Source organism: Aeromonas sp. QDB68 (assembly GCF_027707405.1).
Taxonomy (GTDB): domain Bacteria; phylum Pseudomonadota; class Gammaproteobacteria; order Enterobacterales; family Aeromonadaceae; genus Aeromonas; species Aeromonas caviae.
The window spans coordinates 14,534-40,388 of record NZ_JAPCIQ010000008.1 but is presented as its reverse complement, the minus strand read 5'-3'; the positions used below and the strand labels follow the sequence as shown (position 1 = coordinate 40,388).

37 protein-coding genes are annotated in these 25,855 nt (G+C 61.1%); 12 read left to right on the top strand and 25 right to left on the bottom strand.

Annotated elements, in window-relative coordinates:
* Positions 1-71: 71 nt before the first annotated feature.
* Entirely contained in the window at positions 72-491 is a 420-nt protein-coding gene (locus PG892_RS04610) for a hypothetical protein (RefSeq protein ID WP_270825158.1), read from the top strand.
* Positions 492-628: 137 nt separating this feature from the next.
* Here PG892_RS04610 and PG892_RS04605 read toward each other — a convergent pair whose 3' ends face one another.
* The 23 genes from PG892_RS04605 to PG892_RS04495 all read right to left on the bottom strand — a co-directional run bounded on the left by PG892_RS04605 (position 629) and on the right by PG892_RS04495 (position 11,831).
* Positions 629-820, bottom strand: a complete 192-nt coding sequence (locus PG892_RS04605) for a DUF3283 family protein (protein WP_270825157.1) — start codon at positions 818-820, stop codon at positions 629-631.
* A 207-nt stretch (positions 821-1,027) separates the two neighbouring features.
* Positions 1,028-1,252: a hypothetical protein gene (locus PG892_RS04600; RefSeq protein ID WP_270825156.1), complete on the bottom strand. Its 225-nt coding sequence runs from the start codon at positions 1,250-1,252 to the stop codon at positions 1,028-1,030.
* Positions 1,249-1,599 (bottom strand): hypothetical protein, encoded by a 351-nt coding sequence (locus tag PG892_RS04595; RefSeq protein ID WP_210538155.1) that lies wholly within the window; start codon positions 1,597-1,599, stop codon positions 1,249-1,251. Before PG892_RS04595 ends, PG892_RS04600 begins: the two co-directional genes overlap by 4 nt.
* Entirely contained in the window at positions 1,596-1,835 is a 240-nt protein-coding gene (locus PG892_RS04590; protein WP_210538154.1) for a DUF3850 domain-containing protein, read from the bottom strand. The genes PG892_RS04595 and PG892_RS04590 overlap by 4 nt, the downstream gene beginning before the upstream one ends.
* Positions 1,820-2,161, bottom strand: coding sequence for a hypothetical protein (locus PG892_RS04585; protein WP_210538153.1), 342 nt, complete (start codon positions 2,159-2,161; stop codon positions 1,820-1,822). Before PG892_RS04585 ends, PG892_RS04590 begins: the two co-directional genes overlap by 16 nt.
* A complete protein-coding gene (locus PG892_RS04580) occupies positions 2,158-2,361 on the bottom strand; it encodes a hypothetical protein (RefSeq protein WP_210538152.1) in 204 nt (67 codons plus the stop codon). Before PG892_RS04580 ends, PG892_RS04585 begins: the two co-directional genes overlap by 4 nt.
* Positions 2,346-2,564, bottom strand: coding sequence for a hypothetical protein (locus tag PG892_RS04575; protein ID WP_210538151.1), 219 nt, complete (start codon positions 2,562-2,564; stop codon positions 2,346-2,348). Before PG892_RS04575 ends, PG892_RS04580 begins: the two co-directional genes overlap by 16 nt.
* Before the next feature lie 165 nt (positions 2,565-2,729).
* On the bottom strand, positions 2,730-2,990 hold the full coding sequence (locus PG892_RS04570) for a hypothetical protein (RefSeq protein WP_210538150.1): 261 nt from the start codon (positions 2,988-2,990) through the stop codon (positions 2,730-2,732).
* A gap of 2 nt (positions 2,991-2,992) precedes the next feature.
* Positions 2,993-3,589, bottom strand: coding sequence for a 3'-5' exonuclease (locus PG892_RS04565; RefSeq protein ID WP_270825155.1), 597 nt, complete (start codon positions 3,587-3,589; stop codon positions 2,993-2,995).
* 11 nt (positions 3,590-3,600) lie between these two features.
* Entirely contained in the window at positions 3,601-5,988 is a 2,388-nt protein-coding gene (locus PG892_RS04560) for a replication endonuclease (RefSeq protein WP_270825154.1), read from the bottom strand.
* Positions 5,985-7,691, bottom strand: a complete 1,707-nt coding sequence (locus tag PG892_RS04555) for a DNA cytosine methyltransferase (RefSeq protein WP_270825153.1) — start codon at positions 7,689-7,691, stop codon at positions 5,985-5,987. Before PG892_RS04555 ends, PG892_RS04560 begins: the two co-directional genes overlap by 4 nt.
* Positions 7,688-8,176 carry a hypothetical protein gene (locus PG892_RS04550; protein WP_270825151.1) on the bottom strand — a complete coding sequence of 163 codons (489 nt, stop codon included), beginning with the start codon at positions 8,174-8,176 and terminating at the stop codon, positions 7,688-7,690. Before PG892_RS04550 ends, PG892_RS04555 begins: the two co-directional genes overlap by 4 nt.
* An 89-nt stretch (positions 8,177-8,265) precedes the next feature.
* Positions 8,266-8,472 carry a hypothetical protein gene (locus PG892_RS04545; RefSeq protein ID WP_270825150.1) on the bottom strand — a complete coding sequence of 69 codons (207 nt, stop codon included), beginning with the start codon at positions 8,470-8,472 and terminating at the stop codon, positions 8,266-8,268.
* Positions 8,469-8,786, bottom strand: coding sequence for a hypothetical protein (locus PG892_RS04540; RefSeq protein ID WP_270825149.1), 318 nt, complete (start codon positions 8,784-8,786; stop codon positions 8,469-8,471). The genes PG892_RS04545 and PG892_RS04540 overlap by 4 nt, the downstream gene beginning before the upstream one ends.
* Complete coding sequence (locus tag PG892_RS04535; protein WP_104452388.1) at positions 8,783-8,965, bottom strand: hypothetical protein; 183 nt, start codon at positions 8,963-8,965, stop codon at positions 8,783-8,785. The genes PG892_RS04540 and PG892_RS04535 overlap by 4 nt, the downstream gene beginning before the upstream one ends.
* Positions 8,962-9,390, bottom strand: coding sequence for a hypothetical protein (locus PG892_RS04530; protein WP_104452389.1), 429 nt, complete (start codon positions 9,388-9,390; stop codon positions 8,962-8,964). Before PG892_RS04530 ends, PG892_RS04535 begins: the two co-directional genes overlap by 4 nt.
* On the bottom strand, positions 9,387-9,563 hold the full coding sequence (locus PG892_RS04525) for a hypothetical protein (RefSeq protein ID WP_270825148.1): 177 nt from the start codon (positions 9,561-9,563) through the stop codon (positions 9,387-9,389). Before PG892_RS04525 ends, PG892_RS04530 begins: the two co-directional genes overlap by 4 nt.
* Positions 9,560-9,862 carry a hypothetical protein gene (locus tag PG892_RS04520; RefSeq protein WP_104452390.1) on the bottom strand — a complete coding sequence of 101 codons (303 nt, stop codon included), beginning with the start codon at positions 9,860-9,862 and terminating at the stop codon, positions 9,560-9,562. The genes PG892_RS04525 and PG892_RS04520 overlap by 4 nt, the downstream gene beginning before the upstream one ends.
* A gap of 63 nt (positions 9,863-9,925) precedes the next feature.
* Positions 9,926-10,369 carry a hypothetical protein gene (locus tag PG892_RS04515; RefSeq protein WP_270825147.1) on the bottom strand — a complete coding sequence of 148 codons (444 nt, stop codon included), beginning with the start codon at positions 10,367-10,369 and terminating at the stop codon, positions 9,926-9,928.
* Positions 10,370-10,384: 15 nt separating this feature from the next.
* Positions 10,385-10,603: a hypothetical protein gene (locus PG892_RS04510; protein WP_104455397.1), complete on the bottom strand. Its 219-nt coding sequence runs from the start codon at positions 10,601-10,603 to the stop codon at positions 10,385-10,387.
* Entirely contained in the window at positions 10,600-10,857 is a 258-nt protein-coding gene (locus PG892_RS04505; protein ID WP_270825146.1) for an ogr/Delta-like zinc finger family protein, read from the bottom strand. The genes PG892_RS04510 and PG892_RS04505 overlap by 4 nt, the downstream gene beginning before the upstream one ends.
* An 11-nt stretch (positions 10,858-10,868) precedes the next feature.
* Positions 10,869-11,384, bottom strand: a complete 516-nt coding sequence (locus PG892_RS04500; RefSeq protein ID WP_270825145.1) for a phage regulatory CII family protein — start codon at positions 11,382-11,384, stop codon at positions 10,869-10,871.
* A gap of 33 nt (positions 11,385-11,417) precedes the next feature.
* Positions 11,418-11,831, bottom strand: coding sequence for a hypothetical protein (locus PG892_RS04495; RefSeq protein ID WP_270825144.1), 414 nt, complete (start codon positions 11,829-11,831; stop codon positions 11,418-11,420).
* 449 nt (positions 11,832-12,280) lie between these two features.
* On the opposite strand from PG892_RS04495, the gene PG892_RS04490 reads away from it, so the two are divergent.
* The 9 genes from PG892_RS04490 to PG892_RS04450 all read left to right on the top strand — a co-directional run bounded on the left by PG892_RS04490 (position 12,281) and on the right by PG892_RS04450 (position 20,828).
* On the top strand, positions 12,281-12,739 hold the full coding sequence (locus PG892_RS04490; RefSeq protein ID WP_270825143.1) for a S24 family peptidase: 459 nt from the start codon (positions 12,281-12,283) through the stop codon (positions 12,737-12,739).
* Between the two features lie 29 nt (positions 12,740-12,768).
* Positions 12,769-13,980 carry a BRCT domain-containing protein gene (locus PG892_RS04485; protein WP_270825142.1) on the top strand — a complete coding sequence of 404 codons (1,212 nt, stop codon included), beginning with the start codon at positions 12,769-12,771 and terminating at the stop codon, positions 13,978-13,980.
* Positions 13,977-15,023: a phage integrase gene (locus PG892_RS04480; protein ID WP_270825141.1), complete on the top strand. Its 1,047-nt coding sequence runs from the start codon at positions 13,977-13,979 to the stop codon at positions 15,021-15,023. Before PG892_RS04485 ends, PG892_RS04480 begins: the two co-directional genes overlap by 4 nt.
* Positions 15,024-15,132: 109 nt before the next feature.
* Complete coding sequence (gene gpt, locus PG892_RS04475; RefSeq protein WP_039040347.1) at positions 15,133-15,600, top strand: xanthine phosphoribosyltransferase; 468 nt, start codon at positions 15,133-15,135, stop codon at positions 15,598-15,600.
* A gap of 174 nt (positions 15,601-15,774) precedes the next feature.
* Positions 15,775-17,043, top strand: a complete 1,269-nt coding sequence (gene frsA, locus PG892_RS04470) for an esterase FrsA (RefSeq protein ID WP_010675462.1) — start codon at positions 15,775-15,777, stop codon at positions 17,041-17,043.
* Positions 17,044-17,105: 62 nt separating this feature from the next.
* Positions 17,106-17,498, top strand: a complete 393-nt coding sequence (gene crl / locus PG892_RS04465; protein WP_039040346.1) for a sigma factor-binding protein Crl — start codon at positions 17,106-17,108, stop codon at positions 17,496-17,498.
* 145 nt (positions 17,499-17,643) lie between these two features.
* Positions 17,644-18,747: a glutamate 5-kinase gene (gene proB / locus PG892_RS04460; RefSeq protein ID WP_010675460.1), complete on the top strand. Its 1,104-nt coding sequence runs from the start codon at positions 17,644-17,646 to the stop codon at positions 18,745-18,747.
* 32 nt (positions 18,748-18,779) lie between these two features.
* On the top strand, positions 18,780-20,036 hold the full coding sequence (locus PG892_RS04455; RefSeq protein WP_323135254.1) for a glutamate-5-semialdehyde dehydrogenase: 1,257 nt from the start codon (positions 18,780-18,782) through the stop codon (positions 20,034-20,036).
* 156 nt (positions 20,037-20,192) lie between these two features.
* Entirely contained in the window at positions 20,193-20,828 is a 636-nt protein-coding gene (locus PG892_RS04450) for a murein L,D-transpeptidase catalytic domain family protein (RefSeq protein ID WP_109112244.1), read from the top strand.
* A gap of 92 nt (positions 20,829-20,920) precedes the next feature.
* Here PG892_RS04450 and PG892_RS04445 read toward each other — a convergent pair whose 3' ends face one another.
* Positions 20,921-21,352, bottom strand: coding sequence for a universal stress protein (locus PG892_RS04445; protein ID WP_041212463.1), 432 nt, complete (start codon positions 21,350-21,352; stop codon positions 20,921-20,923).
* Between the two features lie 194 nt (positions 21,353-21,546).
* On the opposite strand from PG892_RS04445, the gene PG892_RS04440 reads away from it, so the two are divergent.
* Positions 21,547-22,290: a substrate-binding periplasmic protein gene (locus tag PG892_RS04440; RefSeq protein WP_109112243.1), complete on the top strand. Its 744-nt coding sequence runs from the start codon at positions 21,547-21,549 to the stop codon at positions 22,288-22,290.
* 136 nt (positions 22,291-22,426) lie between these two features.
* Here the strand turns inward: PG892_RS04440 and PG892_RS04435 are convergent, their stop codons facing one another.
* Positions 22,427-22,930: an RNA methyltransferase gene (locus PG892_RS04435; protein ID WP_109112242.1), complete on the bottom strand. Its 504-nt coding sequence runs from the start codon at positions 22,928-22,930 to the stop codon at positions 22,427-22,429.
* A 284-nt stretch (positions 22,931-23,214) separates the two neighbouring features.
* On the opposite strand from PG892_RS04435, the gene PG892_RS04430 reads away from it, so the two are divergent.
* Complete coding sequence (locus PG892_RS04430) at positions 23,215-25,839, top strand: nitrate reductase (protein ID WP_119196946.1); 2,625 nt, start codon at positions 23,215-23,217, stop codon at positions 25,837-25,839.
* The last annotated feature ends 16 nt before the right edge of the window (positions 25,840-25,855 follow it).

The window sequence follows — 25,855 nt, the reverse complement described above, 5'->3', positions numbered from 1 at the left end:
ATACGGAACAGGATGTCGTTACTATGTGGTATCTATCCGTATAATAAATTTCCCTATACCTAGGAGAAAAAATGCAAAAACTTGATGCGATAAAAATAGTGCAGTCACTAATATCGTCGATATGTGAAAGTCCCGATCAATTTAATATAAACGTAAGCGTTACAGGTCAATCGATCGTCTCGCATGGAGGTATTGGGCAAGTTGTCACAGCGATTGGCGGAGCCGCTGGTTCAAAAACGATTGGGCAGAAAATTTCTGTATCTTCAGGAGATGTTACGCTTGCTTACGAAAAAGCATGGCGAGCATTGGATGAGCAATTTAAGGCGCTTATTGATGCACTTGAAGCTATTAAAGCTCAATTAGAGTCAAAGGATACTGATATCGGGCTAGTCGAAACAATTTATAATTCTTTGAAGAATACATGGGTTCCCGGACTAATTATCTCTGTCCTAGGAACTGCGCTTTCTGCTGCATTGGGAGTCGGCGTATAAAAACCGCTCAAGAGGGATTGCCAACGTGTTTTTTTTCAGCACGATTGCAGAAATCATTTATTCGCATTATCCCTTGCCCCGTTCTCAGACAATACAAAGCCCCTGTGATAGGGGCTTTTGCTTCCGTATTGTAGCAACTACCTTGCTCTATACTTTGCCAACGCCTTGGTGAACACCTCAAGCTGATGGCCAGTGAAGGCGGAGCTATCAAGTTCGGCGGTGGCCAGCTTGCCATTGCGTTCCTTCCACACCGCATAGGCTGCGGCCTTGTCTACCTCTATCAGCGCCTTCTCGGCTGGCGGCAGGTTGCACAGGTTAAAGCTCATCATGTTCCCCTCTTGTTGTGCCGCGATGGTAATTGATGAAACGTGTCCGGTCACGCCTTCGTGACCGGACACGTTTTGAGATTTCACATCAGTTTACAGCGCCAAGGTTTTATCGCCTTGGGTTTGCCAGCAGGCCGCCTCGCCCTTGAAGGCGCCAACGCAGCCGCCCGGGAGCTTTTGGCCGCAGTGCAGGCAGGTCTGCTTGGCAAGCTACACCTGTTGCTGCTGCCACCGTTCCCAGTCACGACGCAGCAGGGTGCTGATGTATTCGTCGGCGCTGTAGGGTTGACCGGATCCGGCTCTAGCCCGGCGCAGGGTCTCCAGTTGCTCGCGTTCGTGAGTGGAGAGCGCCACTTCCACCCGCTTGATGCCTAGAGCGGCCTGTCTCGCACGCTGGGCCTGCTTTCGCTCCGTAGCCTCCTTTGGTTTGCTCATACCGACCCCCTTCTGGCAAATGCACCCTGCCGCGCCCGGGTGTCCTTCCATACCTGCTTGGCGGTGGGGCCAGTGGGTAGCACCCGCTTGGCCTTCACCGGTGGGGTGAGGGTGTCGACCTCGCCCAGGTAGAACGGGAACCAGGTATCCTCGAACCGGATGACCCGCTCCATGCGGTCGAGCAGCAGATCGCAGAGATGGCGGTCAGTGGCCGGCATGTTGTCGAGCGTGCTGGTGATGGCGGCACGACCCGCCGATCCCGGCGGGTGTTGATGGAGGATGGGCCAGAGCCGCTGGCAGAGCGGCAGCAGGCGCTCGACGTCGGCGCGGTTGATGATGTCAGTCATACCGCATGCTCCTTCATCCCGAACACCACATAGCCCGGCTGCTGGGCATAGTCGGTGACGAAGGTGATCTGGCGTTTGGCGCTGCGGCCGGTGTAGCGTTCGCCGTCCCACTCGTTGAGGGTGACGGTATCGCCCTCTTGAAAGCCGCGGTCAGAGTTGTCGCGGATCTCGAACGGCTTGGCGCCGTCCAGTACCGGCTGGAAGTAGCGCGGCAGGATTTTCAGTTCGTGGTGCATGCGGCCTCCTCGCCTTCCTTACTGGCTATCTCAAAATCCCGAAAATTCTCGCTGCCGGTTTCGTTGTGTGCCAAGTTGCCGACGCGGTTGGTGTGAAACATCCCCATCGGCAGAAACGTTCTGGGGAAACGACCATGCCACTTTCCGTATTCAGTTGGCTTGCCAGATGCGAAGCTGGTCGGGCCGCATGCGCTACAAAGCTTCAATCCTTTTCGTTCTGGTGCATACGACCAGTCATAAAAACGCTCCATTCCATTGACGAATCCCTGGCTTGATAGTGCGGTGTTCTCGCAGCAACCGCAGTGCTCACATTGAAATAGGCTCATGCTTTCGGCCCCTCGTACTTGTTCCGCATCCGCTTGGCTATCTGCTCCAGGTCTTCGGCCATGTACCACATGCTGTTGTTGTCCTTGCGAGATACGGCCTTGCTGCGATGAACGTTCCGGCCGATCAGGATTTTGGCGGCCAGCAGTACCAGCCATGCCTCAACATGGCGACGAATCCAGTCTTTCATTTCGTGGAGCATGCAGCCTCCATCTCCATCTGATTCATTGCCTCGGCCCAGCCGCCCGGGATCCCGTTGCTGATGGCTACCACGTCCAGAGCTCTGGATAGCTTCAATTCCTTACCTTTCGCCTTCTCTTCCTTCACCAGCTTTTTGGCTTTCTTGCGGCAAAATTCAACCGTATTGCCCGACGGGAATTTCAGATGGTCGTTGTCGTGCTTCATGTGTCCTCCATCTCAAGCAGGCGTAATTATTGGCTTCGATTGCATCTGATGTATTTATCGTGCTTATGTCTGCTGCTCTTTCGTCAAATCCTCAATTTGCGCTCCCCGTATTGGGGGAGCGCAACACAAGCCTGTCATGGGCGATTGCCACAGTGACGATACTTATCACTCTTCCAGCGCCCTGAGCGTGGCATCCGCTTGGCCGACAGCAAACATCGCAACATCATTTTGCGTCATGTCATCCCAATTCGGGTTATTCATCAGGGCTGCACTGAAGTGCATCGCCATCATTTCGCGTTTTGTCATGCCTACTGTCATACCACTTGAGACCAAATTTGATCCTCGGCCATCGGTCAGCGAAAAGACATCTATTGGCTGCCCATCAGACCCAGATACAGGCATGGCCGGCATATCAGCGTTTTTCATCATTACTCTCCTTTTTGGTTTTGATTTGAAGCCAGCGCCTGATAGATAGCGCTGACATAGCGGGCCTGATGCTTGGCATCGTCCAGCGCTCGGTGGGCAACCCCCTCGAATGGCATGTCTTTTTTCGGGTCAAAGCCCAGCAGGTCACGCCCCATATCAACAACGGTGCGCACATCCCTATCCTGGAATCCGTTCCAGTAGCCAATGAAGTGCACTTTTCTTACCGCTTCATAGGCGTTGGCCATGATGGTGCAGTCAAACCCAGCACCGTTACCCCACACATAGGGTCGTTTGCCTTCTTGCCCGTTGGCCATCAGCCACTCCTGAAACTTTTGCAGTGCCTGGAGAAGTGCCATCCGCTTTTCGCCATCTACGTTATAGGCAATGGCTGCGCGCGCTTCATCACTCTGCCCCAGCCACCACAACACGGTGTCAGGGTCCATCTCACCGAATCTGGCACTATCACTCAGGTGGATATGCGCTTCGAATTCGGCACCCAGTTCACCGGTCATCGGGTCAAAGAACACGGCTCCGATGGTGACGATGGCCGCTCGCGGGCCTTTGCCCATGGTTTCCAGATCCAGCATTACGTTTTTCATCTTCATTCCCCTCATTCCACGCCCAGGCGCGCCCGCGCCTTGGCAATCTCCGCCTGATGGCGGTCGTTGTCGGCTTGCATGCTCGCGACGCGGGCCTGCTCCTGTTCGGTGGGCTGGTAACTGGCCCGGTCCTCTTCGTCATCCAGCAGGCGGGTGAAGATGGCGATCGCCTCTTCGGCCTGCGCCAGCGGCAGGGCGGCCAGCCATTCGGTGACGTTGCCGCCGGAGTGCATCAGCTCGCGGGCCTGTTGCTTCAGCTTGTCGCTGCTGGCGGCCCGGTTGCTGGCCTGCTCTGCCTCGACCTCGGCGGTCAGCTGGTCAGCCACGGCATCGCCAGCCCCCGGCCAGTTGCGGGTCACAATCAGCCGATCGCCGACCAGTCGCACATATTGGCCGTCGGCGTGGATGATGCTGCCGTGCAGCAGCAGGGCGGCGTTGCTTTCATCAAGACCCATTCGGCCCAGCTCTTTAGCCAGAGCGGATCCTTTCACCCCCGATTTGGATCCTTCCGTACAGTTATTGACAGAACTCCGAGGGGGGCGGCTGCCGCCGCCTGACTGCAACTCGCTGCGCTCGCCCACTGCAGGCTCGCGCTGCTCGCCCAAACCCGACCCGTTGACCCCCTTGCGCACTATCTGCCAACCCTCGGTGCGGGTGATGGCGGTGGTCATGCCGATGTCGGTGATCACCCCCATCAGGCGCAGCACATCCTCGCCATACTTGTTGGCGGCTTCATCGAGGCGCTTGGAGAGGCGGATCAGGTGTTCTTTGCGGGGCAGGTCAATGCCGCCCATGGCGTCGATAAAGTCGCCCCAGCGGTTGTTGTCGGCGGCGGTGCGAGCGGCTTCCAGGATGCAATCCCACTCGATTACCTCGTCACCCAGGCGGCGAAGTTCGCGCCATACGCTCACAGCAGGGCCGCCTATCTGCTGAAACTGGCGTATACGCCAGCAGCTCGCCCAGGCCGCGACCGCGATGGTGGTGTGGTCGACCGGGGCCTCGGCCTCGTAATCCATCCCGACCTTGTGGCCGTCGATGTTCTTGGCGATGTACTTGGCGATGTAGCCGGTGGCGCTGCCTTGGGTTGGGTCGATCTCCTTCCAGTTCACCCGTGGGTTGATGGCCTTGACCACCGCCGGGCTGTTCACATCGAGCAGCCACTTGATGCGCGGCATCTTGTTGCGGATTTTCAGTTCGGCCAGCGCATCGAGCTGGTCGCCGTTGGGCATTTTGAGCTCGGCCCGTTCGGCGGTGGTGAAGTGGTAGGCAAGCAGGGTCAGAAAGTCGCGTTGGTGCTCGGGGTTGATAAACAGCAGGCAATGCCAGTGCGGGGTGCCGTCGTGGTGCGGCTCCACCACCCGAAAACCGAAGGCCATGATCCCCTCGCGGGCCAAGGCGGCACGAAAGCGGGCCCACTGTTTGCACAGCAAGCGGTTGGTCTCGGTCGGGCAGGCGCCGTTGAACTTCTCGTTCTGGTAGGTCTTCGTCTTGTCTTTGCTGCCCTGGCGCCAGGCGTGATAGCTGGAGGGGGCGGTCAGCGTCAGGAACAGGCCCAGTTTGCCCTGCTCCTGTGCCATGTCTTCAAAGCCCCGCATGCGCACCATCAGCTCATGACGGCGGATCTCGGGGTTGGCGACCGAGCCCATCACCGCATCGACCAGGTCAATCTCTTGCCCCAGCTCTTCGTTGACGGCGCTCATGCCAGCCATCCAGGCTTGCTGGGCTGCTTTACGCTGGGTGAACTCACGCACGGCGTGCGCACTGGCGTATGGGCTGACCCCCTTGCGCACCTGGCCGGTGAGGATGGCAATGAGCTCGCAGTAGATGGCCCAGGCGCGGTTGATCTTGCGCAGCCACCACGACTCGTCGAGCAGGCGCACCAGCAGGCTGGCGGCGGCTCCCTCGAACTTGTCCACCTCGTCAGCCAGATCATCCCGCTCTTCTTGGTTGAGGGGGCGGCCCAGCAGCCGCTCCACCTTGGTACGCGGGTGAATGGGGAGGGGAGGGCAGAAGTGCCACGCCTTTGCTTGAGAGCCGATCTCAACCAGTAGCTCGGCGGCGGTGTAATCATTGCCGGCCCGGGCCAGCAGTTGCTGGCAGCGACGGGCCCACTCGGCGGCAACCAGCTCGCGGCGCACATCGTTGCGAAGATCAATTACCGGTACCGGAAACCGGCTCTGTGCGGCGGCGCAGGCGTCGACCATGCGGCGCAGCCAGATGTTGGCGGTCTTGGGGTTGGCCGGGTAGCGGCGCAGGAAGGTTGCGGCCAGCGGCTTGGCAACATGCCACTCGATGCGGGCAAGTTGCTCGGCCGCCCCGGCCATGTTGATGGCGTGGTGCCCGACCAGGTAGTGCTGGGGCAACTGTATCCCGTGTAGGTTGGTGATGGCGTCGTTCATGCCGCCACCTCCTGCGCATCGGCACACATCTCTGGCAGGTTGGCGCGAACCAGAGCGGCAGCCAGTGGTGGGCACACGGCATTGCCGCAGCGAGCCACCTGCGCTGTTTTGGTGAACTTCTTGCCAGTGGCGTCGTGGTCGATCACGTAGTCGGCCGGGAACCCCTGGGCAGCAAACAGCTCATGCGGCTCCAGCATGCGCATTCCGATATCGACGATCTGGTAATCCTCGCCGCGCACGGTGACCAGACCGAACCGATCCCGGGTGGTCACGGTATGTAGTGGCTCGGAGCAGGGGATGGCCGAATCTGTCCCGTAATACTTGAGCAGGAAGGCCCGCACCTCGCCGATATGCAGCCCGCCGGCGGTGACAGTGGGCATGGGGTCGGTTACAGGCTGGCCGTGCTGGCAGGTGCCGCGCAGTTTTACCAGGTGGCTGGTAACCAGCGCACTGTGGTCAACGGTAGTCACAGTCGGCAGCGGCTGGGTCAGCTCTGCACCCACGACGCCTGTGTAATGCTTGGCTAGGAAGGCGGTGACCAACTGGCTCTTGTCGGCCTTGGCCATGACAGTCCCCAAGGGGTCTTCCACTGACTGGCCGACAGAGTTGCCGAACTGGCGAGCGATGACCGGTGCCACCAGAGCGAAGTGCCCGCCCTTCACTTCGGCGCAGATTGTGCGCAGCGGCTCGTCAGCAGGCATGTTGCGCTGATGGCTGGCGTTGGCATGCTCTGTGATGAACGGGGCAAGCTGAGGTTGCACCAGAGCAAACCCGGGGGCGGCGGTGACTGTCTGTAGAGGCTCACAGAGCCTTTGGCCCCGGAAAGCGTCGTAGACAGTGCGGGTACTGGTGTGATTGCACTTCACGATGAACGGTTCGGCGGCGTCTATGACGAACCGCTCAACCCCCTTGGCAATCCGGCGCATTGTGGCCTCGGCCAGTGGGCGTTTTACGTTGAGCCCTTGGGCTTTGGCTTCCTCCTGGGTGAGGAAAATGCTGGGGCACGGGATCGACCAGTCGATCACGTCAGCAGCGGTTGGCCACGGCAGCAGCTTGCCCGCTTTCACCTCGGCACTGGCGGGTTCGCCATGGGTCGGCTTGGGCCACACGATGGGGGCGCCATCCCGGCGTGCAATCAGAAACAGGCGCTTGCGGATGGTGGGGGTGCCGTAGTCACAGGCCCGCAGTTCGCGCCACTCCACTCGGTAGCCCTGGCGGCGCAGGGCGTTGATGAAGCTGTTGAATGTGCGGCCCTTCTTGGCTGGATCCGGGCGAGCGTTGCCCTCAGAGTCGATCAGCAGCGGGCCCCAGGTCTGAAACTCTTCGACGTTCTCCAGCATGATCACCCGGGGGCGAACAGTCGCAGCCCAACGCAGGGTGACCCATGCCAGCCCCCGGATCTTCTTGCTGACCGGGGTCGAGCCCTTCGCTTTAGAGAAATGCTTGCAGTCTGGGCTCAACCAGACGAGCCCGACCGGGCGGCCCGCCACTACATCGCGCGGCACGATATCCCACACCGATTCGCAATAGTGCTCGGTCTCGGGGTGGTTGACGGTGTGCATGGAGATCGCGTCTGGGTCGTGGTTGATGGCGATCTCCGGGCTGCGGCCCAGTGCCATCTCGATCCCGGTAGACGCCCCACCGCCACCGGCGAAGTTGTCCACGACGATTTCATTGAAGAGGCTGAAATTCAGTTCTCTCATTTACACACCCCGCACTTACCGTTCACATACTCGTTGGGTTGCAGGTAGCGGCCGCAGGCTGTGCAGGTCGGTACCATGTCGAGGGTGGCGAGCCGATCAGACCAGCAGGTGGCCTCGCAGAAAAAGAGGCTGGTGAGCCGGTTGCCGCCCAGGATGACCGGGCGCACATGGCCGAACTCGCCGCAGCAACTGCAGCGCATCGAGGGGCGGTCGTTGGCCGGGACGGTCTTCACCACGGTTTCACTGGCGGCGCGGGCCAGTGGCCAGCAGGTTTCGACGCAGTAGGGGTAAGAGCGGCGACCGTGTCGGCCCGCTACCGGCAGGCAAACCGCCATCTGGCGGCACTTGGTGCATGGCTCCAGCGTGACCTGGGCGGCGGTGTTGATGCGGAATGCAGGGCGCACCCTGACGTCCTGCAGCCGGTTTACCCACTCGTCGGCCATCCATTCCAGTTTCTCAAGGCTCTGCTGGTCCAAATTCGCCAAGTCGTAGACTTGTTGCGATGCTGCTTTGCTGTTTGCAGGGCGCACGACGCCCAAAGCCGGGGCAAGCCCGGCTGGTTTATGGTGAGTCATTAGATGGCGCCTCCGTTGTATGACTGGCGCAGACGGGCGGCAGATTGGTGCTCGCAGCGGCGGGCCGCGCGCACCATGACCAGCAGGGTTTTGATATATTGGTGCGGGCGGCAGGGACGGCGACGGGCATCCAGCAATTCGAGTTGGTATTCCCGGCGGCGAGCTGCGTCCTTCAACATGGCATCGAGCCAGAAGTCGTGGATCATTTGATGGTCTCCCCCAATCCGTGGAGTGGCTCGCACTCGGCCCACCACTCGGCGATCTCTTTGGCCAGCGTGACTTCACCTCCACCCAGCGCCAGCCAATACACGGCGCGGATGGCGCCCAGGGCCAGCAACTCCTGGGCGATGTTGCGGTTTCGGCGGGCATCACTGCCCGAGGTGCTGAACTCCTCTTGCGCTGCCTCCCAGTGCTTGGTCAGTGGGCTGACCGGTGCCGGCGGCTGCATGTGGGCCGGGCCAGATTCGGCGCCGCCCAGCTCGTCGATCGGCGGCTCCAGTTCGAACATGTCATCAGTCACAGGGCACCCCCTTCCATGTCGCTGAAATCCGGCTCGTCGATGGCGACATAGCCTGCCTCGATACGGATGGAGATCCCCAGTTCACCGCAGCAGCAGAGCGGGGCGGTCGGCACCAGGCGCGCTTCGTTCTCGGCTATCCACTGCTTCAAGGAGGCGAGGGTCATGATGGTGTTGCTCATGCCGGATACTCCTCATCTTCGCTGTCTGCATTGGCTTCTCGGCTGGCCAATGCCAGCGCTCCATACATCGCCAGCAGCAACACCGCTGACCGAGTGACAGCCAAATCCTCTCGGCGCAGGCCAACAACCTTATTCACCTCCGCCAGTAACTGCGCGACCAGCTCTCCGGTGTCTTCGAAGGCATCCATCCGCTGGCTCAGCTCGACTGCTGACATTTCGTTCATGCGCCCAACTGCAAGCGACATGGCGACCATGCTGGTATTCACTTCACCGACAAACTCGCCAGAAAGCGCTTCGCCGAGATCGTCGAACCAATTTCCCAAACCGCAGGCCGAGTCAGTGGCTACCCCTGACAAATCCAGCACCGCCAACTCGGCACCCAGACGGGCCCGCATTGCCATGGGGTTCACATAGACCTTGCTCATGCTGCTACTCCTTCCAGAACACGGACGCGGCCAGACGGCAGCGGCTCGATGCAGGCGGCTTGGCGCTGGCCACGCAGCCAGCAGTTTTTGACGTTGATGTAGCCGTGGCGCACCAGGTAGGCGACGGCATCGGCGGGAGAGGGGGCGATGTGCTTGGCGGTGATGGCGATCATTGGGCACCCCCTTGCAGCTCATGGGCAAAAGGCGGCTGGAATATCACGGTGACGTCATGGACTGGGGCCGCCATGTCCACGCCGATGATGTGGGGCCGCTGGCCACCCTGCAGGATCTCGAGACGCTTGGTCAGCTCGGCGTAGATGTCGAGCAGGGCCAGCTCGTCGGCCAGTTCGGCCAGGGCCTCAAGGCTCGCCTCGATGGCGAGGCTGTGACATGCCCCGAGCTGGGGGCGATGGGTATTAATGAGGCTGTTCGCGACTTTTCGGATCGCCTGTTCTGCTGTAAGATTGTTCATGAGGTTTTCCTCGCTGATTGATTGAAAGCCCCGCTGGTGCGTCAACACCGATAGCGGGGTTTTTTATTGGCCGCTTCCGGCCACCTTCTGCAAAACCGCTCTGCGGCTTTCCAACATGCCGGCCTGCTTGTTGAGCTCGGCCCGGCGCTTGTTCTCGTGTTCTGCCTGTTCCTGCTCGCTGCGGGTCGGCCCCTCGCTGCGGCGGGTGGTGCGGTGCCACTCGCGGCGGTGCAGCACGCCGCCATCAAACTCATGCAGGGTTGCCAGCAGCGCACCCAGGGCGAGGCGGATCGCCTCTTGTTGGTCAAAGTCGAACTGGTCCAGCTCGCGGGTGCCATAGGTGGTTGATAACCCGGCGGCGTAGCAGATGACGGCGCGGGCCCTGGTCGGCAGGCGTGACCAGCGGCTGGCCGCCCCATTGCGGCCGAACTGGGCGCGCATCTCTGCCAGCGCCACCTCTGCGGCGCTGGGCTGTTGAACGAGCTCGAAAATCTTTGCGGTGCTCATGGGGTGGCCCTCCGGTTATGCCTGCAGCAGCTTGGTCAGCCAGTGTGGGCGAGGTTGATGGCACGGCTGGAACCGCAGCGCGCCACGGCGGCCCTGGCTGTCTTCCAGATAACTGCCGTCGAAACGGGTGGTGTTGCGCATCACCGGCTCGTCACCGCTGGTGACGACGGTGGCGCGGTTGAACAGCAAAAACGGCAGCGGGATCAGCCCCGGCTGCTCGGCGCGCAGTTTCATGCTGACTCCTTGAGCGGGACGCTCTTCGACATGGTTTTGTGGTTTTTACCCACGCCCTTGCAGAACGGCAGCACGATGGCCGGATTGGGCATGGCGGATGGACTGATGGTGCCGACGATTTCAAACGCCGCCTTGAAGGTGTGGCCGCAGTTGACATTGCTGCAGGCGTAATAGGCGTGGCCTGTCAGCGGGCTCATTTTGGTGGAGGTGCGGGTATTCGCGTGGTAACCGCAGTGGGGGCAAATCAATCTCATGGTCTGGTCTCCTATGCGCCGATGGCGGCGCGGGCCATATCAGCAGCGCACGCGAGGCTGGGGATGGCGTGAAAGCGGTCCTCGACCTCGGTAGCCAGCAGCACAAGGTGCTCGATGCCTGCCCAGATGCCGGTGACGACGGTGTTTCGGTGTGATTTGGTGACGCGGTCACCGGCGAGGAGGGTGGTGGCCTGGGCCGTGACGCCCAGGATCTGGGCCCCTGCATTGAGCGCCTGCTGGGCGCGGGCCTCTGGGGCAACCTGGGCGGCATCCGGCAGACGAACGGCGGTCAGGCCGCAGTCAAACAGCAGACCATCAAACAGGGTGTCGTCGCCGGTGGCGTGGTAGAGGGCGATGAGATCGTGCGCAGTCAGGTTGTGCCGCTCACACGCCGGGTTGAATTTGTTGTGCAGCACGTGGTGTGACATGCCGATGGTTTCAGCCAATTGGCTGATGTTGTGCGCCTGCTTGAACAGGTCGCAGGCCCCTGCAAAGTGGCTGTGTGAACGAGTGTGCTGGTTTGACACTTTATCCCCCTGTGCTCAATCGCTACCGTTAGGTCAAGCAGCAGCGCGCTGGCGCGACTTGCTGGTCGAATCCTTGGCCACACGACGACGGGAGTTCTCATGAACGAACTTGAGGTAGTGTTCCGGCTCCTTGGTCATCTCGCGCCAGCGGTGCAGATTGACCCACGGCTTGTCGCCAGCACGCAGTTTGGGAACGATGGGCAGGCGCCCGTCGCTGATCATGTCCTGGGCGGTGCGCAGTGGCAGGTCGAACTTGAGTTCGTCCCGCAGCATGGTGAGGAAGGCGTCCAGCGGAATGGCCGGCAGCATGGTGAGCGCAAGGCTCTGTTTGATGGTTTCCAACTGGCGCAGCACTTCTGCCAGTGGGTCAACTTGCGGTTGAACCGCGTCACCTATCGGTGCGGCATGCGCCCCTAAAGGCTGTCTTTCGGTGTCACGTTGCGTCATACTGCGCCCCTATGCGTGTTATCTCATCAGAACTAGAACTTCGAATCGCCTCTCACAGCTTTGGTTCGAATGTTCGATCTTGAGTTCGAGAGTATACGCCAACGCGATGTCGCGCAACCTGAAATTACAAATTTCGATCTAGGGTTACAAATGGCATGGGAATCTTGAACGGCACGACCTTTGATACGAAAGCCTTTGCGAAGAGGCTCCTAGCGCTAGTCGGCAGAGAGAGTTACAGCTCGTTCGGTCGGAGAGTGGGCGTAAGTGATGCAGTCATTCGCAAATATCTCACTGGCGAGACGATGCCTTCTGTAGGCCAGGTCTCTCAGATCTGCGGGCATGATCCGCGACTGTTTCTGTGGCTATGTCTCGGGATTGGTGAAAAGCCTGAACAAGCGACAGAGCACCCCGAAGTCCCCGCCTATGCACGTGCAGCTCAGGGTGACGACGTGACTGGGCTCGCAGAATCCAGCGCTGCTTACCACCAGATGCAGGATTACACCCTGGTCGACTGCTACCAGGTGTTTGCGTCGGCTGGGTTTGGGGCGACCGTTTCCGACGAACTGAAAACCGACCCGATGGCGTTTCGCACCGACTGGCTCAAGAAAGAGGGGTTGGCACCGGAACGGCTGGCGGTTATCCGCGCCAAGGGCGACAGCATGGAGCCCACCATCAGCAATAACGACATCATCCTGGTGAACCTGTGCAACGGCGATGCCCTGCGCGATGGCCTCTATGTGCTGCGCATTGGCGACAGCCTGCTGGTGAAGCGGCTGCAATTCGACGTGCTCGGCGGGATCAAGGTCATCTCTGACAATCCTGGCTATGAAACCCAGGTGGTGACCAAGGACCAACGGGCCGATGTGCATATCGTCGGTCGCGTGGCATGGGCGGGTAAAAAATTCTGACAGTTAATTTACAGATACAAGGAATGGGTATGTTTGATAACAGTAAGGTTGTTGATAAACAGGCATTTTTTATCTATGAAAAATCTGACGGAAATATCGAAGGCTACCATGTTGTAAATATCAGTATTAGCGACCACTACTTACAAGGCATCGCCCTGCCCAAAAAGCAGTTCAGAACGTTCCGAATAGACAGAATAGTTGCGATGTTCAATAGTGAAAATGAATTACTCGCTGCTGATGTTCCATCCTTGCTCGATTCCCCAAGATTAAAACCATCGAATAACTTTTCCAAGCAGTCTACCGGCAGGGCTGAAATTGCATTCACCGGATTTTCAAAAGCGAATAGAGAACGGTTAGAGATGCAAGCCGAAGAGGCTGGGCTAACCATTAAGAAAGACGTTACAAAACGTCTCACATACTTATGTTGCGGTGCTAATGCGGGGCCAACAAAGACAGCAAAGGCCCGTGAAGCCGGGGCTCTTGCGTTGACCGAGCAACAATTTATCGACCTTCTAAATACCGGAGAACTTCCTGAGTTAGGTGAATATGATCTGATGATGGGAGTACCGGAAAGTGAGCCCAGCAATGATATAGATTATATTCGTGACACATTTACAACATGGCGCACTTTGCCAAGGCGACAATGCCTTATCGCTCGTTTCATCGACGGCTATGCTGCTGGATGGCGTTTTTGTGTCCATGAAGCTCATCGACCCTCTCTAGATATAAAGCAAACAGTTATATCAACGACAAACTCTGACAAACCAAAAGATAAGATATCAAAGAGCGTTTGGACCCAAGGCCACGCCTTTAACTTTATTGGTGGCGAGCTAATTTGCAGCCATGTTTCTGGACATAAAGGTCCGTGGTCAGAATTTGTTAAAATGACTGAGGAACGAGTGATTTCAGTCAAATTTTCAACACCTGCAGGGTATGACACGGTTGACAGAATAGAGGGTGAGTTCACTGGTGTTCTGCGTAAAAATAATGCCAGTTCATCACAAGGAGAGCGGATTCAAGAAAGGATCCCGTTGGCTATAAATTCTCAAACCTATGATGAAGGGACGGTAACCATTGCAGTGTCCCGTCCAGATGGTGAGCGTTTGGTTGAAATTGAGCGGAAAACTATTACACAGGTCGAGCTTGTCGCACTGTTACAAAATGGCTACTTCACTCGCTCTACCACCCTGCCGGATGGATCTTATACCGTCGAGACTTACAATCCATTTGAGTCAGAATGACTGTTCGTAAACTCGACGACGGCAAGCCGCGGCTCTGGCTTGCCGAAGTCTATCCCCAAGGCCGTGAGGGCCCACGCAAGCGCAAGCTCTTTGCCACCAAGGGCGAGGCGCTGGCCTGGGAGAAGTGGCTGCTGGAAGAGAGCAACAGCAACCCCTGGCTCACCGCCAACAAGGTGACCGAAGACAAGCGGCGCTTGTCCGACGTCATCGACCTCTGGTTTCGTTTGCATGGGCAGACTCTGGTCTCTGGCGAACAGGTCAAGCGCAAACTCGACTTGATGGCCGAGGCGATGGGCAACCCCTACGCGGTCGATCTCAACAAGGGGCATTTCGCCACGTACCGGGAAGGACGGCTCACCGGGGCCATCATCTTCCCTGGCCGCTGCCGTGACCGGGCCGCTGGGCCCAAAACGGTGAACGACGAACAACGCTTGCTGAATGCGGTGTTTGGGGAGCTGATCCGATTGGGGGAGTGGGTGAACCCCCACCCATTGACTGGCTTGCGGCAGGTCAAAACCCATGAATCGGAGATGACCTACCTCACGGCAGCGCAAATCGACATGCTGCTGGCCAGTTGCGCGACCTCCCGGGTGCCGGCGTTGACCACGGTGGTCAAACTCTGTCTGGCCACCGGGGCGCGTTGGTCTGAGGTGCAGGGGCTGACCAGCGCCCAGGTGAGCAAGTATCGGCTGACGTTCACCCAGACCAAGAGCAAGCGCAATCGCTCGGTCCCCATCTCGCCAGAGCTCTATGAACTGATCCCCAAACGCGGCATCCATGAAGGCAGGTTGTTCCCTCCCTGCTATGACGCATTTGAGTATGCCGCGCAAAAATCCGGGGTGAATCTGCCAGAGGGGCAACTTTCTCATGTGCTCAGACATACGTTTGCCAGCCATTTTATGATGAATGGTGGTAATATCCTTGTCCTACAGCGAATCCTCGGTCACAGCACCATCACCATGACCATGAGGTACGCCCATTTTGCCCCCGAACATTTGGATGACGCGGTCAGATTAAACCCTCTGATCAGCCCTCACTCATAGGTGAAAAATGGCGGCAAAGTGGCGGCAGAGCTCCGCATGGAATGCGTGATACCGCGTGATGTTGCGCGCTAACCCTTTGTTTTAACTGTAAGTCGTTGAGCCAATTACTATGCCTAAGAAATTCTATGTATCGTGGGATAACCTGCAACGCGAAGCGCGCCGTCTGGCCCGTCGTCAACTGCCTGTCAGCCAGTGGAAAGGGATCATCGCCGTCAGTCGCGGTGGTCTGGTGCCTGCGGCCCTGATGGCCCGCGAACTTGGCATTCGCAATGTCGAAACCCTCTGCATCTCCAGCTATGACCACGACAACCAGCGCGAGCTGGTGGTGGTGAAGGCTGCCACCACCGCAGGTGACGGCGAAGGCTGGCTGGTGGTGGACGATCTGGTGGACACCGGCGGCACCGCCAAGGCGATCCGCGAGCTCTACCCCAGAGCCAAGTTCATCACCATCTTCGCCAAGCCCATGGGCGAACCCCTGGTGGATGACTTCGAAGTCGCCATTCCGCAGGACACCTGGATTGAACAGCCCTGGGACATGGCGCTGGAGTTCGCCAAGCCGATCTGCGACGAAGCGTAATCGCCGCACCGGTCGCGACCAGTGACTCCCCGGCATTCGGGAGCGGACTGATCCGTCGTGATGCAAGGTTGACCACATTGAGCCCCTTTTGGGGCTCAATGCGTTTCTGGTGTGGCTGCTCGATGTGAAAAGTGGTTAAGATGGGACATTGTTTGAGACAGAAGAGCCACCATTTTGGAACCAAACGACGATACCAATCTGACGGAAAAGCTGTTTACCCGGGTCAAAAAGGTATTGGAAACTTCCGAAGTCTCCAACTCGAGCCCCGTCGACGAGCAAGACAGCGCACTGTCTGACAGCTTCATCGATGGCGCCCTGTCGCCCCGCTGGTATCGCCTGCTGCGCAGACCGACCTGGGCCTGGCAGGGGGCCGATCCCGTCGAGGTGGAGCAGACCCTGGCGCACATCGCCATGGGGCAGGGGGAGCGCAGTCACGAACGCTATCTGGACACCATCAAGGGCTATGTGCCCGGCAACTGGGTCTATGAGTGGAGTCAGCTCGCCGGCCGTTATTTCAATACGGGGCGGACGCTGCTGGGGGAAGGGGATCGCGCCGCGGCGCTGAAGAGCCTGCTCAAGGCAGTGCGCTACTACTCCATCGCAAGCTACCCCCACCTCAAGCACGACGAGCTGGCGGATCAGGCCCAGTTGCTCGGCAACATGGCCTATCGCGAGGCCGGACGCCTGTTCAAGGTGCCCCTCAAGGAGCTGCAGGTCCCGTTTCGGGGCAAGACCATCCAGGGCTACCTGCATCTGCCCACCACCGAGAAACCTGTGCCCCTGGTCATCGTCAGCGGTGGCATCGATTCGCTTCAGGTGGACTTCCTCAACTTCTATTTCAAGTGTCTCGAGCCCCACGGCATCGGGATGCTCTCCCTGGACATGCCGGGCACCGGCTATGCCGAACACTGGCCCCTGGTGCAGGACACCAGCCGCCTGCACCAGGCGGTGCTCAACTACCTCTCGGAGGTGGCCTGGGTCGATCACCAGCGCATCGCCATGGTGGGGTTCCGCCTCGCCGGCAATGTGGCGGCCCGTCTCGCCTTCGTCGAGCCGTTCAAGCTTAGGACCGTGGTCTGCATCGGTGCCGGCATCAACCAGGTGTTCACCAATCAGGAGATGTTCGCCCGCTGCCCGCGCATGATGCGCGACGGGCTGGCGAACCGGCTGGGGGCGGACGCGGCCCAGTGGGATCTGCTGCGCACCAAGTGTCAGGTCTTCTCCCTCAAGACCCAGGGATTGCTGGGGAGTCGCACTTCCGTGCCGATATTGAGTATCGGGCACAAGAAAGATTTTATTTGTCCCGAGCAGGATGTCCGGGCATTGGCCGCTGCGAGTCGCAACGGCAAGGCGGTGGTGTTTGACAAGCAGCCACTGCTCGAGGTCTATGACGAGGCACTGAAAGAGACGGTAGATTGGCTAAAAAAGCACTTATGTACATGATATAAAACTAAAAATGTAACATCACCATGTGATGGTATGGCTTGTTCAACAGGGAGGTTAGCATGTCAGAAAGAGTGACTTACAAGCGATTGCTTCGGCAGTTCGCGGCCATTGGCCCCTATTTGCGTGAAGACCTGTGCGAGGAGGGCCGTTACCGCTTTGACTGCCTGTCCGTCTGTGTCAGCGCCAAGCCTGCTCCGGACAAGCGGGAGTTCTGGGGCTGGTGGCTGGTGCTGGAGCAGGCGGATCACAGCTTCAGCTACCACTATCAGACGGGGTTCTACAACGCGGACGGGGAGTGGATCGACAAGGCGCTGCCCAAGAAGCATCAGGCGGAAGTGGAACGCACCCTGCAACATTTCTACAAGCTCATCAGCGGCAAGTTGACCCAGCTGGAGTGCACCCTCTCCCCCGCGAAGCAGGTGACCGCCGAACTGAGCGTGACGGCAGCCTGATCCCCAAGCCCCGCATCTTCCCGGTGCGGGGTACCCCGATGCTTTGTCACCGAGCCCGCAACTGCCTGGCGAGGCTTAATTGCCTTGCAGGGCAGGGGGGCCGTGGGTATAAAGGGATTCCTTACTTTTCTAACCCTTCGTTCCCATGGAAAACAGAACCATAGTCGTCAAACTGGGCACCAGCGTGCTCACCGGGGGATCTGCCCGCCTCAACCGTGCCCACATGGTCGAGCTGGTCAGACAATGTGCCGCCTTGCATCGACACGGGCACCGTGTCGTGCTGGTCACGTCGGGGGCCATCGCCGCCGGTCGTGAGCATCTGGGCCACCCTCCGCTGGCGCCTACCCTGCCGAACAAACAGATGCTGGCGGCGGTGGGTCAGACCCAGCTCATCCGGGTATGGCAGGACCTGTTCAACCTCTACGGGCTGCACATCGGCCAGATGCTGCTGACCCGCGCCGACCTGGAAGACAGGGAGCGCTACCTCAATGCCCGCGACACCCTGCGCACTCTGCTTGATCACCGCATCATCCCCGTCATCAACGAGAACGACGCCGTGGCCACCGCCGAGATCAAGGTGGGGGACAACGACAACCTCTCCGCCCGTGCGGCCATCCTGGCGGATGCGGACTTGCTGATCCTGCTCACGGATCAGAAGGGGCTCTTCACCGCCGACCCGCGCACCAACCCGGATGCCCAGCTCATCGAAGAGGTGCAGACCATAGACGACACCCTGCGCTCCCTCGCCGGTGACAGCGTGAGCGGCCTTGGCACCGGTGGCATGGCCACCAAGTTGCAGGCCGCCGACGTGGCGCGCCGCGCCGGGGTGGACGTGGTGATCGCCACCGGCCAGATCCCGGAAGTGATCGGCCGACTCGCCGCCGGGGAGCGGGTGGGGACCCTGTTCCCGGCCCTGGCATCCCCCCTGGAAGGGCGCAAGAGCTGGATCCTGGCAGGGCCCCCTCCTCACGGCGAAGTGCAGGTGGATCAGGGGGCCGTGGCCGCCATGCAGGAGAAGGGCTCCAGCCTGCTGCCCAAGGGCATCGTCGCGGTGAAGGGAGATTTCGTGCGTGGCGACGTGGTGCGTATCCTGGATCCCAAGGGGAGCGAGCTGGCTCGCGGTATCTGCCGTTACGACCATCTGGAGCTGGATCGGCTGCGCGGTGTCCACTCGGATCAGATTGAACAGGTATTGGGTTACGGCTATGGGGCCGTGGCCATCCACCGTGATGATATGGTGCTGCTCTGAACAGGGCGGCACCGCATGAACAAAAGGGAACTGTGATGAGTCTGGAGAAAATGGGGCAGGCGGCCCGTGAAGCCGCCTATCAACTGGCCACCGTCAGTACGGCACAGAAGAACCGGGCGCTGGCGGCCATCGCCGATGAACTGGAAGCACGCAGTGCCCAGATCCTGGTGGCCAACGAGAAAGACATCGCCGCCGGGCGCGAGGCGGGGCTCACGGAAGCCATGCTGGATCGCCTGCTGCTCAACCCGGCGCGCCTTGCCGGCATCGTGGCGGATGTGCGCAAGGTGATCACTCTGGACGATCCGGTCGGGGCCGAAATCGACAGCCGGGTGCTGGAGAATGGCCTGCGCCTCTCCCGTCGCCGGGTGCCCATCGGAGTCATCGGCGTCATCTACGAGGCGCGCCCCAACGTCACCATCGACATCGCCAGCCTCTGCCTCAAGACCGGCAACGCCAGCATTCTGCGCGGCGGTCGCGAGACCTTCCACTCCAACCTGGAGCTGGTGCGGGTGATCCAGCATGCCCTGGCGGCATCCGGCCTGCCCGAGGCGGCGGTGCAGTACATCGACAACCCGGACAGGGCGCTGGTGGCCGAGTTGCTGCGCCTCGACCGCTACGTGGACATGATCATCCCCCGCGGCGGCGCGGGTCTTCACAAGATGTGCAAGGAGAACAGCTCCATCCCCGTCATCATCGGCGGGTTCGGTATCAGCCATATCTTCGTGGACGAGAGCGCCGATCTGGCGCGTTCCCTGGCGGTCATCGAGAACGCCAAGGTGCAGCGCCCCTCCGCCTGCAACGCCCTCGATACCCTGCTGGTACACGAGAAGGTGGCGGCCACCTTGCTGCCGCAACTGGTGGCTCTGATGAACGAGCGCAAGGTGACCCTGGTGGGCGCGCCCAATGCCATGGCGCTGCTGGCTGGCAGCAACAACCTGTGCGACGCGGGGCCGGAAGATTTCGACACCGAGTGGTTGGGGTTGACCCTGGGGGTCAAGGTGGTGACGGACGTCAACGAGGCGCTCGCCCATATGCGCGAGCACAACGCCGGCCACTCCGATGCCATCCTGACCAACTCCCTCGCCAATGCCGAGCGTTTCGTCAACGGGGCCGGTTCGGCGGCGGTCTATGTCAACGCCTCCACCCGCTTCACCGACGGCGGCCAGTTTGGCCTCGGGGCCGAGGTGGCGGTCTCGACCCAGATGCTTCACGCCCGTGGCCCCATGGGGCTGACCGAACTCACCAGCTACAAGTGGGTGGGGCAGGCGGATTATCTCAGCCGTGCCTGATCCTGGCACGCTCAGCAAGCAGGACAATGCCGACTCAGGTCGGCATTTTTGTGCTTTTTTATTGCTCGCAATCAATGGCTTGCATATAACTATCCAGCAGGATGCGGTGTCACCCGGGGCATCAGGCCAGCGACAGCAAGGGGAGCAACTTCAAGGATGAAGGGACAGGATAGGAGTGCGTGGTGGGGCAGCCTCTGGCTGAGCCTGCCACTGCTGCTGGGGGCGCTCGGTTTCAGCGGCGCCAGCCACGCCAGCTGGGACCAGGATCTCTATCGTCAGCTCGGGCTGGCCGGCAAGCTCGACAGCCGCGTGTTTCGCAAGGCCCTGGACGGTTACCAGAGCGTGCGTCACAAGCGAAAACCCATTCTCACCATCATCGACTACAGCAAGCCCTCGACCATGCGCCGGCTGTTCGTCATCGACGTCAAGCGCCACAAGCTGCTCTACCACACCTGGGTCAGCCACGGCCGCAATTCGGGGGAGCTGGCCGCCCGCCAGTTCTCCAATCAGATGAATTCCCGGCAAAGTTCCCTGGGGGTCTACCGCACCGCCGAGACCTATCAGGGCAAGCATGGTTACTCCCTGCGTCTCGACGGCCTCAGTCCCGGCAAGAACAGCAATGCCCGCAAGCGCGCCATCGTGGTGCACGGGGCGGATTATGCCAGCCCCAGGCATCTGCAGAAGTTTGACAAGCTGGGGCGCAGCTGGGGATGCCCGGCCCTGCCAAGGGAGCAGTCCAGGGCGATCATCGACACCATCAAGGGAGGGAGCGTCATCTATGCCCATGGCTGAGACCCTGCCGGCGAGTCTGCTGCGATGAGCATCTCATGGCAATAAACAGCAAAAAGGCCAGCATATGCTGGCCTTGGCGCATCAGGCGGGGATTATTTGCGGACCACCAGCACAGGGCAGGGGGCGTGGCGCACCACGGATTCCGCCACGCTGCCCACCAGCAGGTGGGTGATGCCGGAGCGGCCATGGCTGCCCATGACCACGAGATCCACCTTGTCTTCCTTCGCCTGGAGGACGATTTCATCGGCGGCGCGGCCAAAACGGACCTCGAACTTGGCCGGAATGGGCAGGCAGGCGACCAGCTCCTTGAGCTGACTCTTGGCCTGGCGCTCCATCTCGTGGGTGATCTCGATGGCCGTCATGTGCAGGATCTTGTAGCTGTCGAAGCCGTGCAGCTGATCCACCACGTGGACCAGTTTGAGCTCGGCCTGGTGGGTGTTGGCCATGAAGACGGCGTAGTCGAGTACCGCTCTGGACATCTCGGAGAAATCGACGGGGCAGAGCAGGGATTTGATGGTTGGCATGAGAATCTCCCCTCAAGTTGGGCTACTAATGAATCTTGTTTGCCATGATACGCTGTGGGGCGACAATAACCCTCGACCCGCTCGCAAAATGGGGAAAATGTCGGCCGGGACTCTGTTTTTCTATGCTATCTGTATGCCTGAACGGGCCGTCCGGCGGTGAGCATCTGCCGAGTGCCATATCACTGAGGATAATCATGGTTCGTCTTTTTCTGTTCTGTTGCCTGCTGATCACCTCGTTCGTGCGGGCAGACACCATACAAGTCTATTGCGACGACTGGCCCGGCTTCTGTCACCGGGACGGCAAGGGGGTCTATCTGGATGTGGTTCGAGCCATCTATGAACCCCTGGGGCACGAGGTGAAGCTTCACATGGTGCCTTACAAACGGGCACTGGCGGTGGTGTCGCAAAAGGAGGGGGACATGGCGATGGGGGTCTATCGGGGAGAGGTGCCCGGGGTCCATCAGCCCGACTACCCCTACTCGGCGGACTACGTGAGCGTGGTGATGCAAAAGCGCTGGCTGCCGCACTGGGCAGGGGAGCACAGCCTCAAGGAGCAGGAGGTGCTCTGGCTGAGGGGGTGGGCCTTTGACAAGTTCATCCCGGAGCCGATGCGCTGGTTCGAGATAGACAGCCACGAGATGGCGCTGCAATTGCTGATCAAGGGGCGTTACCGCTACTACCTGACCGACGGCGCCCTCTACCCCGAAGGCTCCCTTCCCCCCGAGCTGGTACAGGTATTCCTGCGCTGGATCCCGACCTACCCCATCTTCGCCGATACCCCGAAGGGCAGGCAGTTGCACGGGCTCTGGGATCCCGGCATGCGCACCCTGATAAGGCAGGGCAAGCTGGCGGAGATCTATCGGCAGAACAAGCTGTACGACTACTACCAGGACTTTCTCAGGGAGCAGGTGGTGCGGGCGAACAAGCCACAGCCCTAGCTGTCGGGCCTGATGCCGTCATCGGGCCCCTCTTGTCCTGCCTCAGCCCAACCGGTCATAAAGGATGACGTTGACCGAGGCGGTGAGGTGCATGCAGCCTGTCGGTCTGGCCACATAGATAACGTCTTGTCCTGCCTCAGCCTTTGGCTCTGAGCGTCTTGGCCAACCGGTCATAGAGGATGACGTTGACCGAGGCGGCCAGGTTCATGCAACCCTGAGTCGGCACATAGATGACCTCCTTCACCGCCGCGAAGCGGGCGGGTTCCAGGGTGCCATCCTCCGGGCCGAAGATGTAGAAGGCTCTCTCGGGGTGCACGTAATCCGGCAGGGGCGTGGCCCCCTCGATCAAATCCACCAGCACTGGGGTGCAGCCCTCGGGCACGAAGTCCAGCAGCTCCTCGACCCCGAGCAGGGGGATCTTCTCCACCATCTGCTTGGTGTCGGTGACAAAACGGCGTGCCAGCTCGAAGCGCTGCCCCGTGTAGTAGACCTCGTCCGCCCCGTAGCAGCCGGCGGCCCGCATCACGGCACCCACGTTCTCCGGGGATTTGGGATTGACCAGCCCGATGGCGCAATAGCGCCCTCTCTCCCGGGCATCTGCCCGGTGCTGCCCGGCAGCGCCTTCATCTGACACTTTCATCTCTCTCTCCTGTGTGGCGGCGCATTATACCCCCGGTGGGCCCCTTGCCCAGCGTGCGGGGCGGATTCCCGCAAGGCGGGCCCAACAAGGGGGCGGCTGCACCGTGGCGGCGCAGCCAGACACCCTGATGCGCAATGGCGGCGCCCCTTGCATCCTGGCGCGGGGTTTGCAGTCACTTCCCCATACAAGACGATGAGGCATCCGGACAAAGGCGTCCGTCCCCGCAGGGGGGCGGACGCTTTTTTTATGGGCCCCTCGTCAGACACATGACAAGGAGCAAGGGAATGAAGACCACCTGTGCCTATTGCGGAGTGGGGTGCGGCATCCGGCTGAGCCGGGAGGGTGACAACTGGCAGTTGCAGGGGGATGAGCAGCATCCGGCCAACGGCGGCGCCCTGTGCGTCAAGGGGGCCAGCCTGCTGGAGAGCCTGGCCTTTCCCGACCGCCTGCTCTATCCGCGCTGGATGGGGCAGCGCATCGGCTGGGAGGAGGCCCTGGACACCCTGGCGGAGCGTTTTGCCGCCATCCTGGCCGAGTCCGGGCCGGATGCCATCGGCATCTATCTGTCGGGCCAGCTCACCACCGAGGATTACTACGTCGCCAACAAGCTGATGAAGGGGTATCTGGGCAGCGCCAACGTGGACACCAACTCCCGGCTCTGCATGTCGTCGGCGGTGGTGGCCCACCAGCGCGCCTTCGGGGAGGATCTGGTGCCCGCCTGCTACGAGGATCTCGAGCTCGCCGATCTGGTGGTGCTCACCGGTGCCAACACCGCCTGGACCCATCCCGTGCTGTTTCGCCGCCTGCAGCAGGCCAGGGCGCGGCGCCCCGAGCTCAAGCTGGTGGTGCTGGATCCCCGCCGCACCATGACGGCGGAGCAGGGGGATCTGCACCTGGCGCTCAAACCCGGCAGCGACGTGACGCTCTGGAACGGCCTGTGCCGTTACCTGCTCGATGTCGATGGCTGGGACAAGGCCTATGTGGCGCAGCACGTGAGCGGCTTCGAGGCGTTGGCGGCGGCGCTGGACGATCCGGCCTGGCAGTTGGACGAGGTGGCCCGCAGCTGCGGCCTCTCCCGCAGCGATCTGATCGGTTTCTACCAGCTCTTTGCCCGTACCCCCAAGACCGTCACCCTGTTCTGCCAGGGGATCAACCAGTCCAACCAGGGGGTGGACAAGGCCAACGCCATCATCAACGCCCACCTGATGTGCGGTCGCATCGGCAAGCCGGGGGCGGCTCCCTTCTCCATGACGGGGCAACCCAACGCCATGGGCGGGCGCGAGGTGGGGGGGCTTGCAACCCAGCTCGCCGCCCACATGGGCTTTGGCGAGGCCGAGTGCGATCGGGTACAGCGCTTCTGGGGAAGTCCGACCATGGTGCGCGGGCCGGGGCACAAGGCCGTCGAGCTGTTCGAGGCGGTGCACCGGGGGGAGATCCGCGCGCTCTGGGTGCTCGGCACCAACCCGGCCGTCTCCCTGCCGGACGGCAACCGGGTGCGCGAGGCCCTGAGCCGCTGCGAGCTGCTGGTGGTCTCCGAGGTGACCGCCAACACCGACACGGCGCGCCTCGCCCACCTGCTGTTGCCTGCCGCCGCCTGGGGAGAGAAGAGCGGGACCGTCACCAACTCCGAGCGCACCATCAGCCGCCAGCGCGCCTTCCTGCCCCTGCCGGGGGAGGCCAGGCCCGACTGGTGGGCCCTGACCCGGCTCGCCCGTCGGCTCGGCTTTGGCGAGGGGTTCGCCTATGAGCACGAGCACGAGATCTTCTGCGAGCATGCCGCCCTCTCCGGGTTTGAGAACGACGGATCCCGCCAGTTCGACATCTCCGGGCTGGCGGGTCTCACCCGTGCCGAATTCGAGGCCCTTTCTCCCCTGCGCTGGCCCGTCAACGCTGACTGGCCCCAGGGGAGGGCCCGCCTGTTCGAGGATGGGCGCTTTGCCACCCCGGATGGCCGGGCCCGCCTGCTGGCCCTGGCCCAGCGCTTCCCCGAGCAGCCAGAAACGCTCCCGCTTGCAGGGGCTGTCTCCCTGCTCCTCAACAGTGGCCGCCTGCGGGATCAGTGGCACACCATGACCCGCACCGGCCACGTGCCCCGGTTGCAGGAGGCCGAGCCCTGGCCCAGGGTGCGAATGGGGGCCGCCAGCCTGCTGGCGCTTGGCGTGAAGGAGGGGGATATGGTGCGCCTTTGCAACGGGCTCGGGGAGGCGCTGCTGCTGGTGGGGCTGGATGAGGGGCTCAGGGAGGGGGAGGCCTTTCTGCCCATGCACTGGACCGACAGCCAGTGCAGCCAGGGGGCGGTCAACCGCCTCATCGCCCCCGTGGTGGATCCCCTTTCCGGCCAGCCGATGTTCAAACAGGGGCGGGTGCAGGCCAGGGCGCAGCTCACCCGCTGGCAAGGGCTCTGGTGTGGCCGGGGTGAGTGGCGCGAGCCGGTGGACTGGTGGGCCAGGCGCCCCCTGCCCGAGGGTAACTGCACCCTGCTGGCCTCCTGGTCAGAGAGCACAGAGAGCCTGTGGCAACGGCTGGGGGCCGAGGGGCACTGGCTCAGGCTGCCCATGAAGGAGGGGTGGCTGGCCGTGGCCCTGGCAGGGGATCGTATCGAGGGGATCCTGCTGGTGGGGGCTCGGCGCCCGGACATCAAGGTCGACCTGCTGGCCAGTCTGCTCGGCACGCCGCTCCAGGCGGGGGCCCTGAGCCAGACCCTGAGCCAGGCCCTGGCCGGGGAGAGCCGGCTGGTCTGCTCCTGCCTGCGGGTCTCGGAGCAGCGCATCGTCGATGCTATCACCCGGCAGGGGGTGAGCGAGTTGGCGGGGCTGCAGGCCCTGCTCGGCTGTGGCAGCAACTGCGGCACCTGTCTGCCCGAAATCGACAAGCTGTTGATCAAACATGTTTTCCTGGCATCCGCTTAGTGCGGTGCCAGGACAC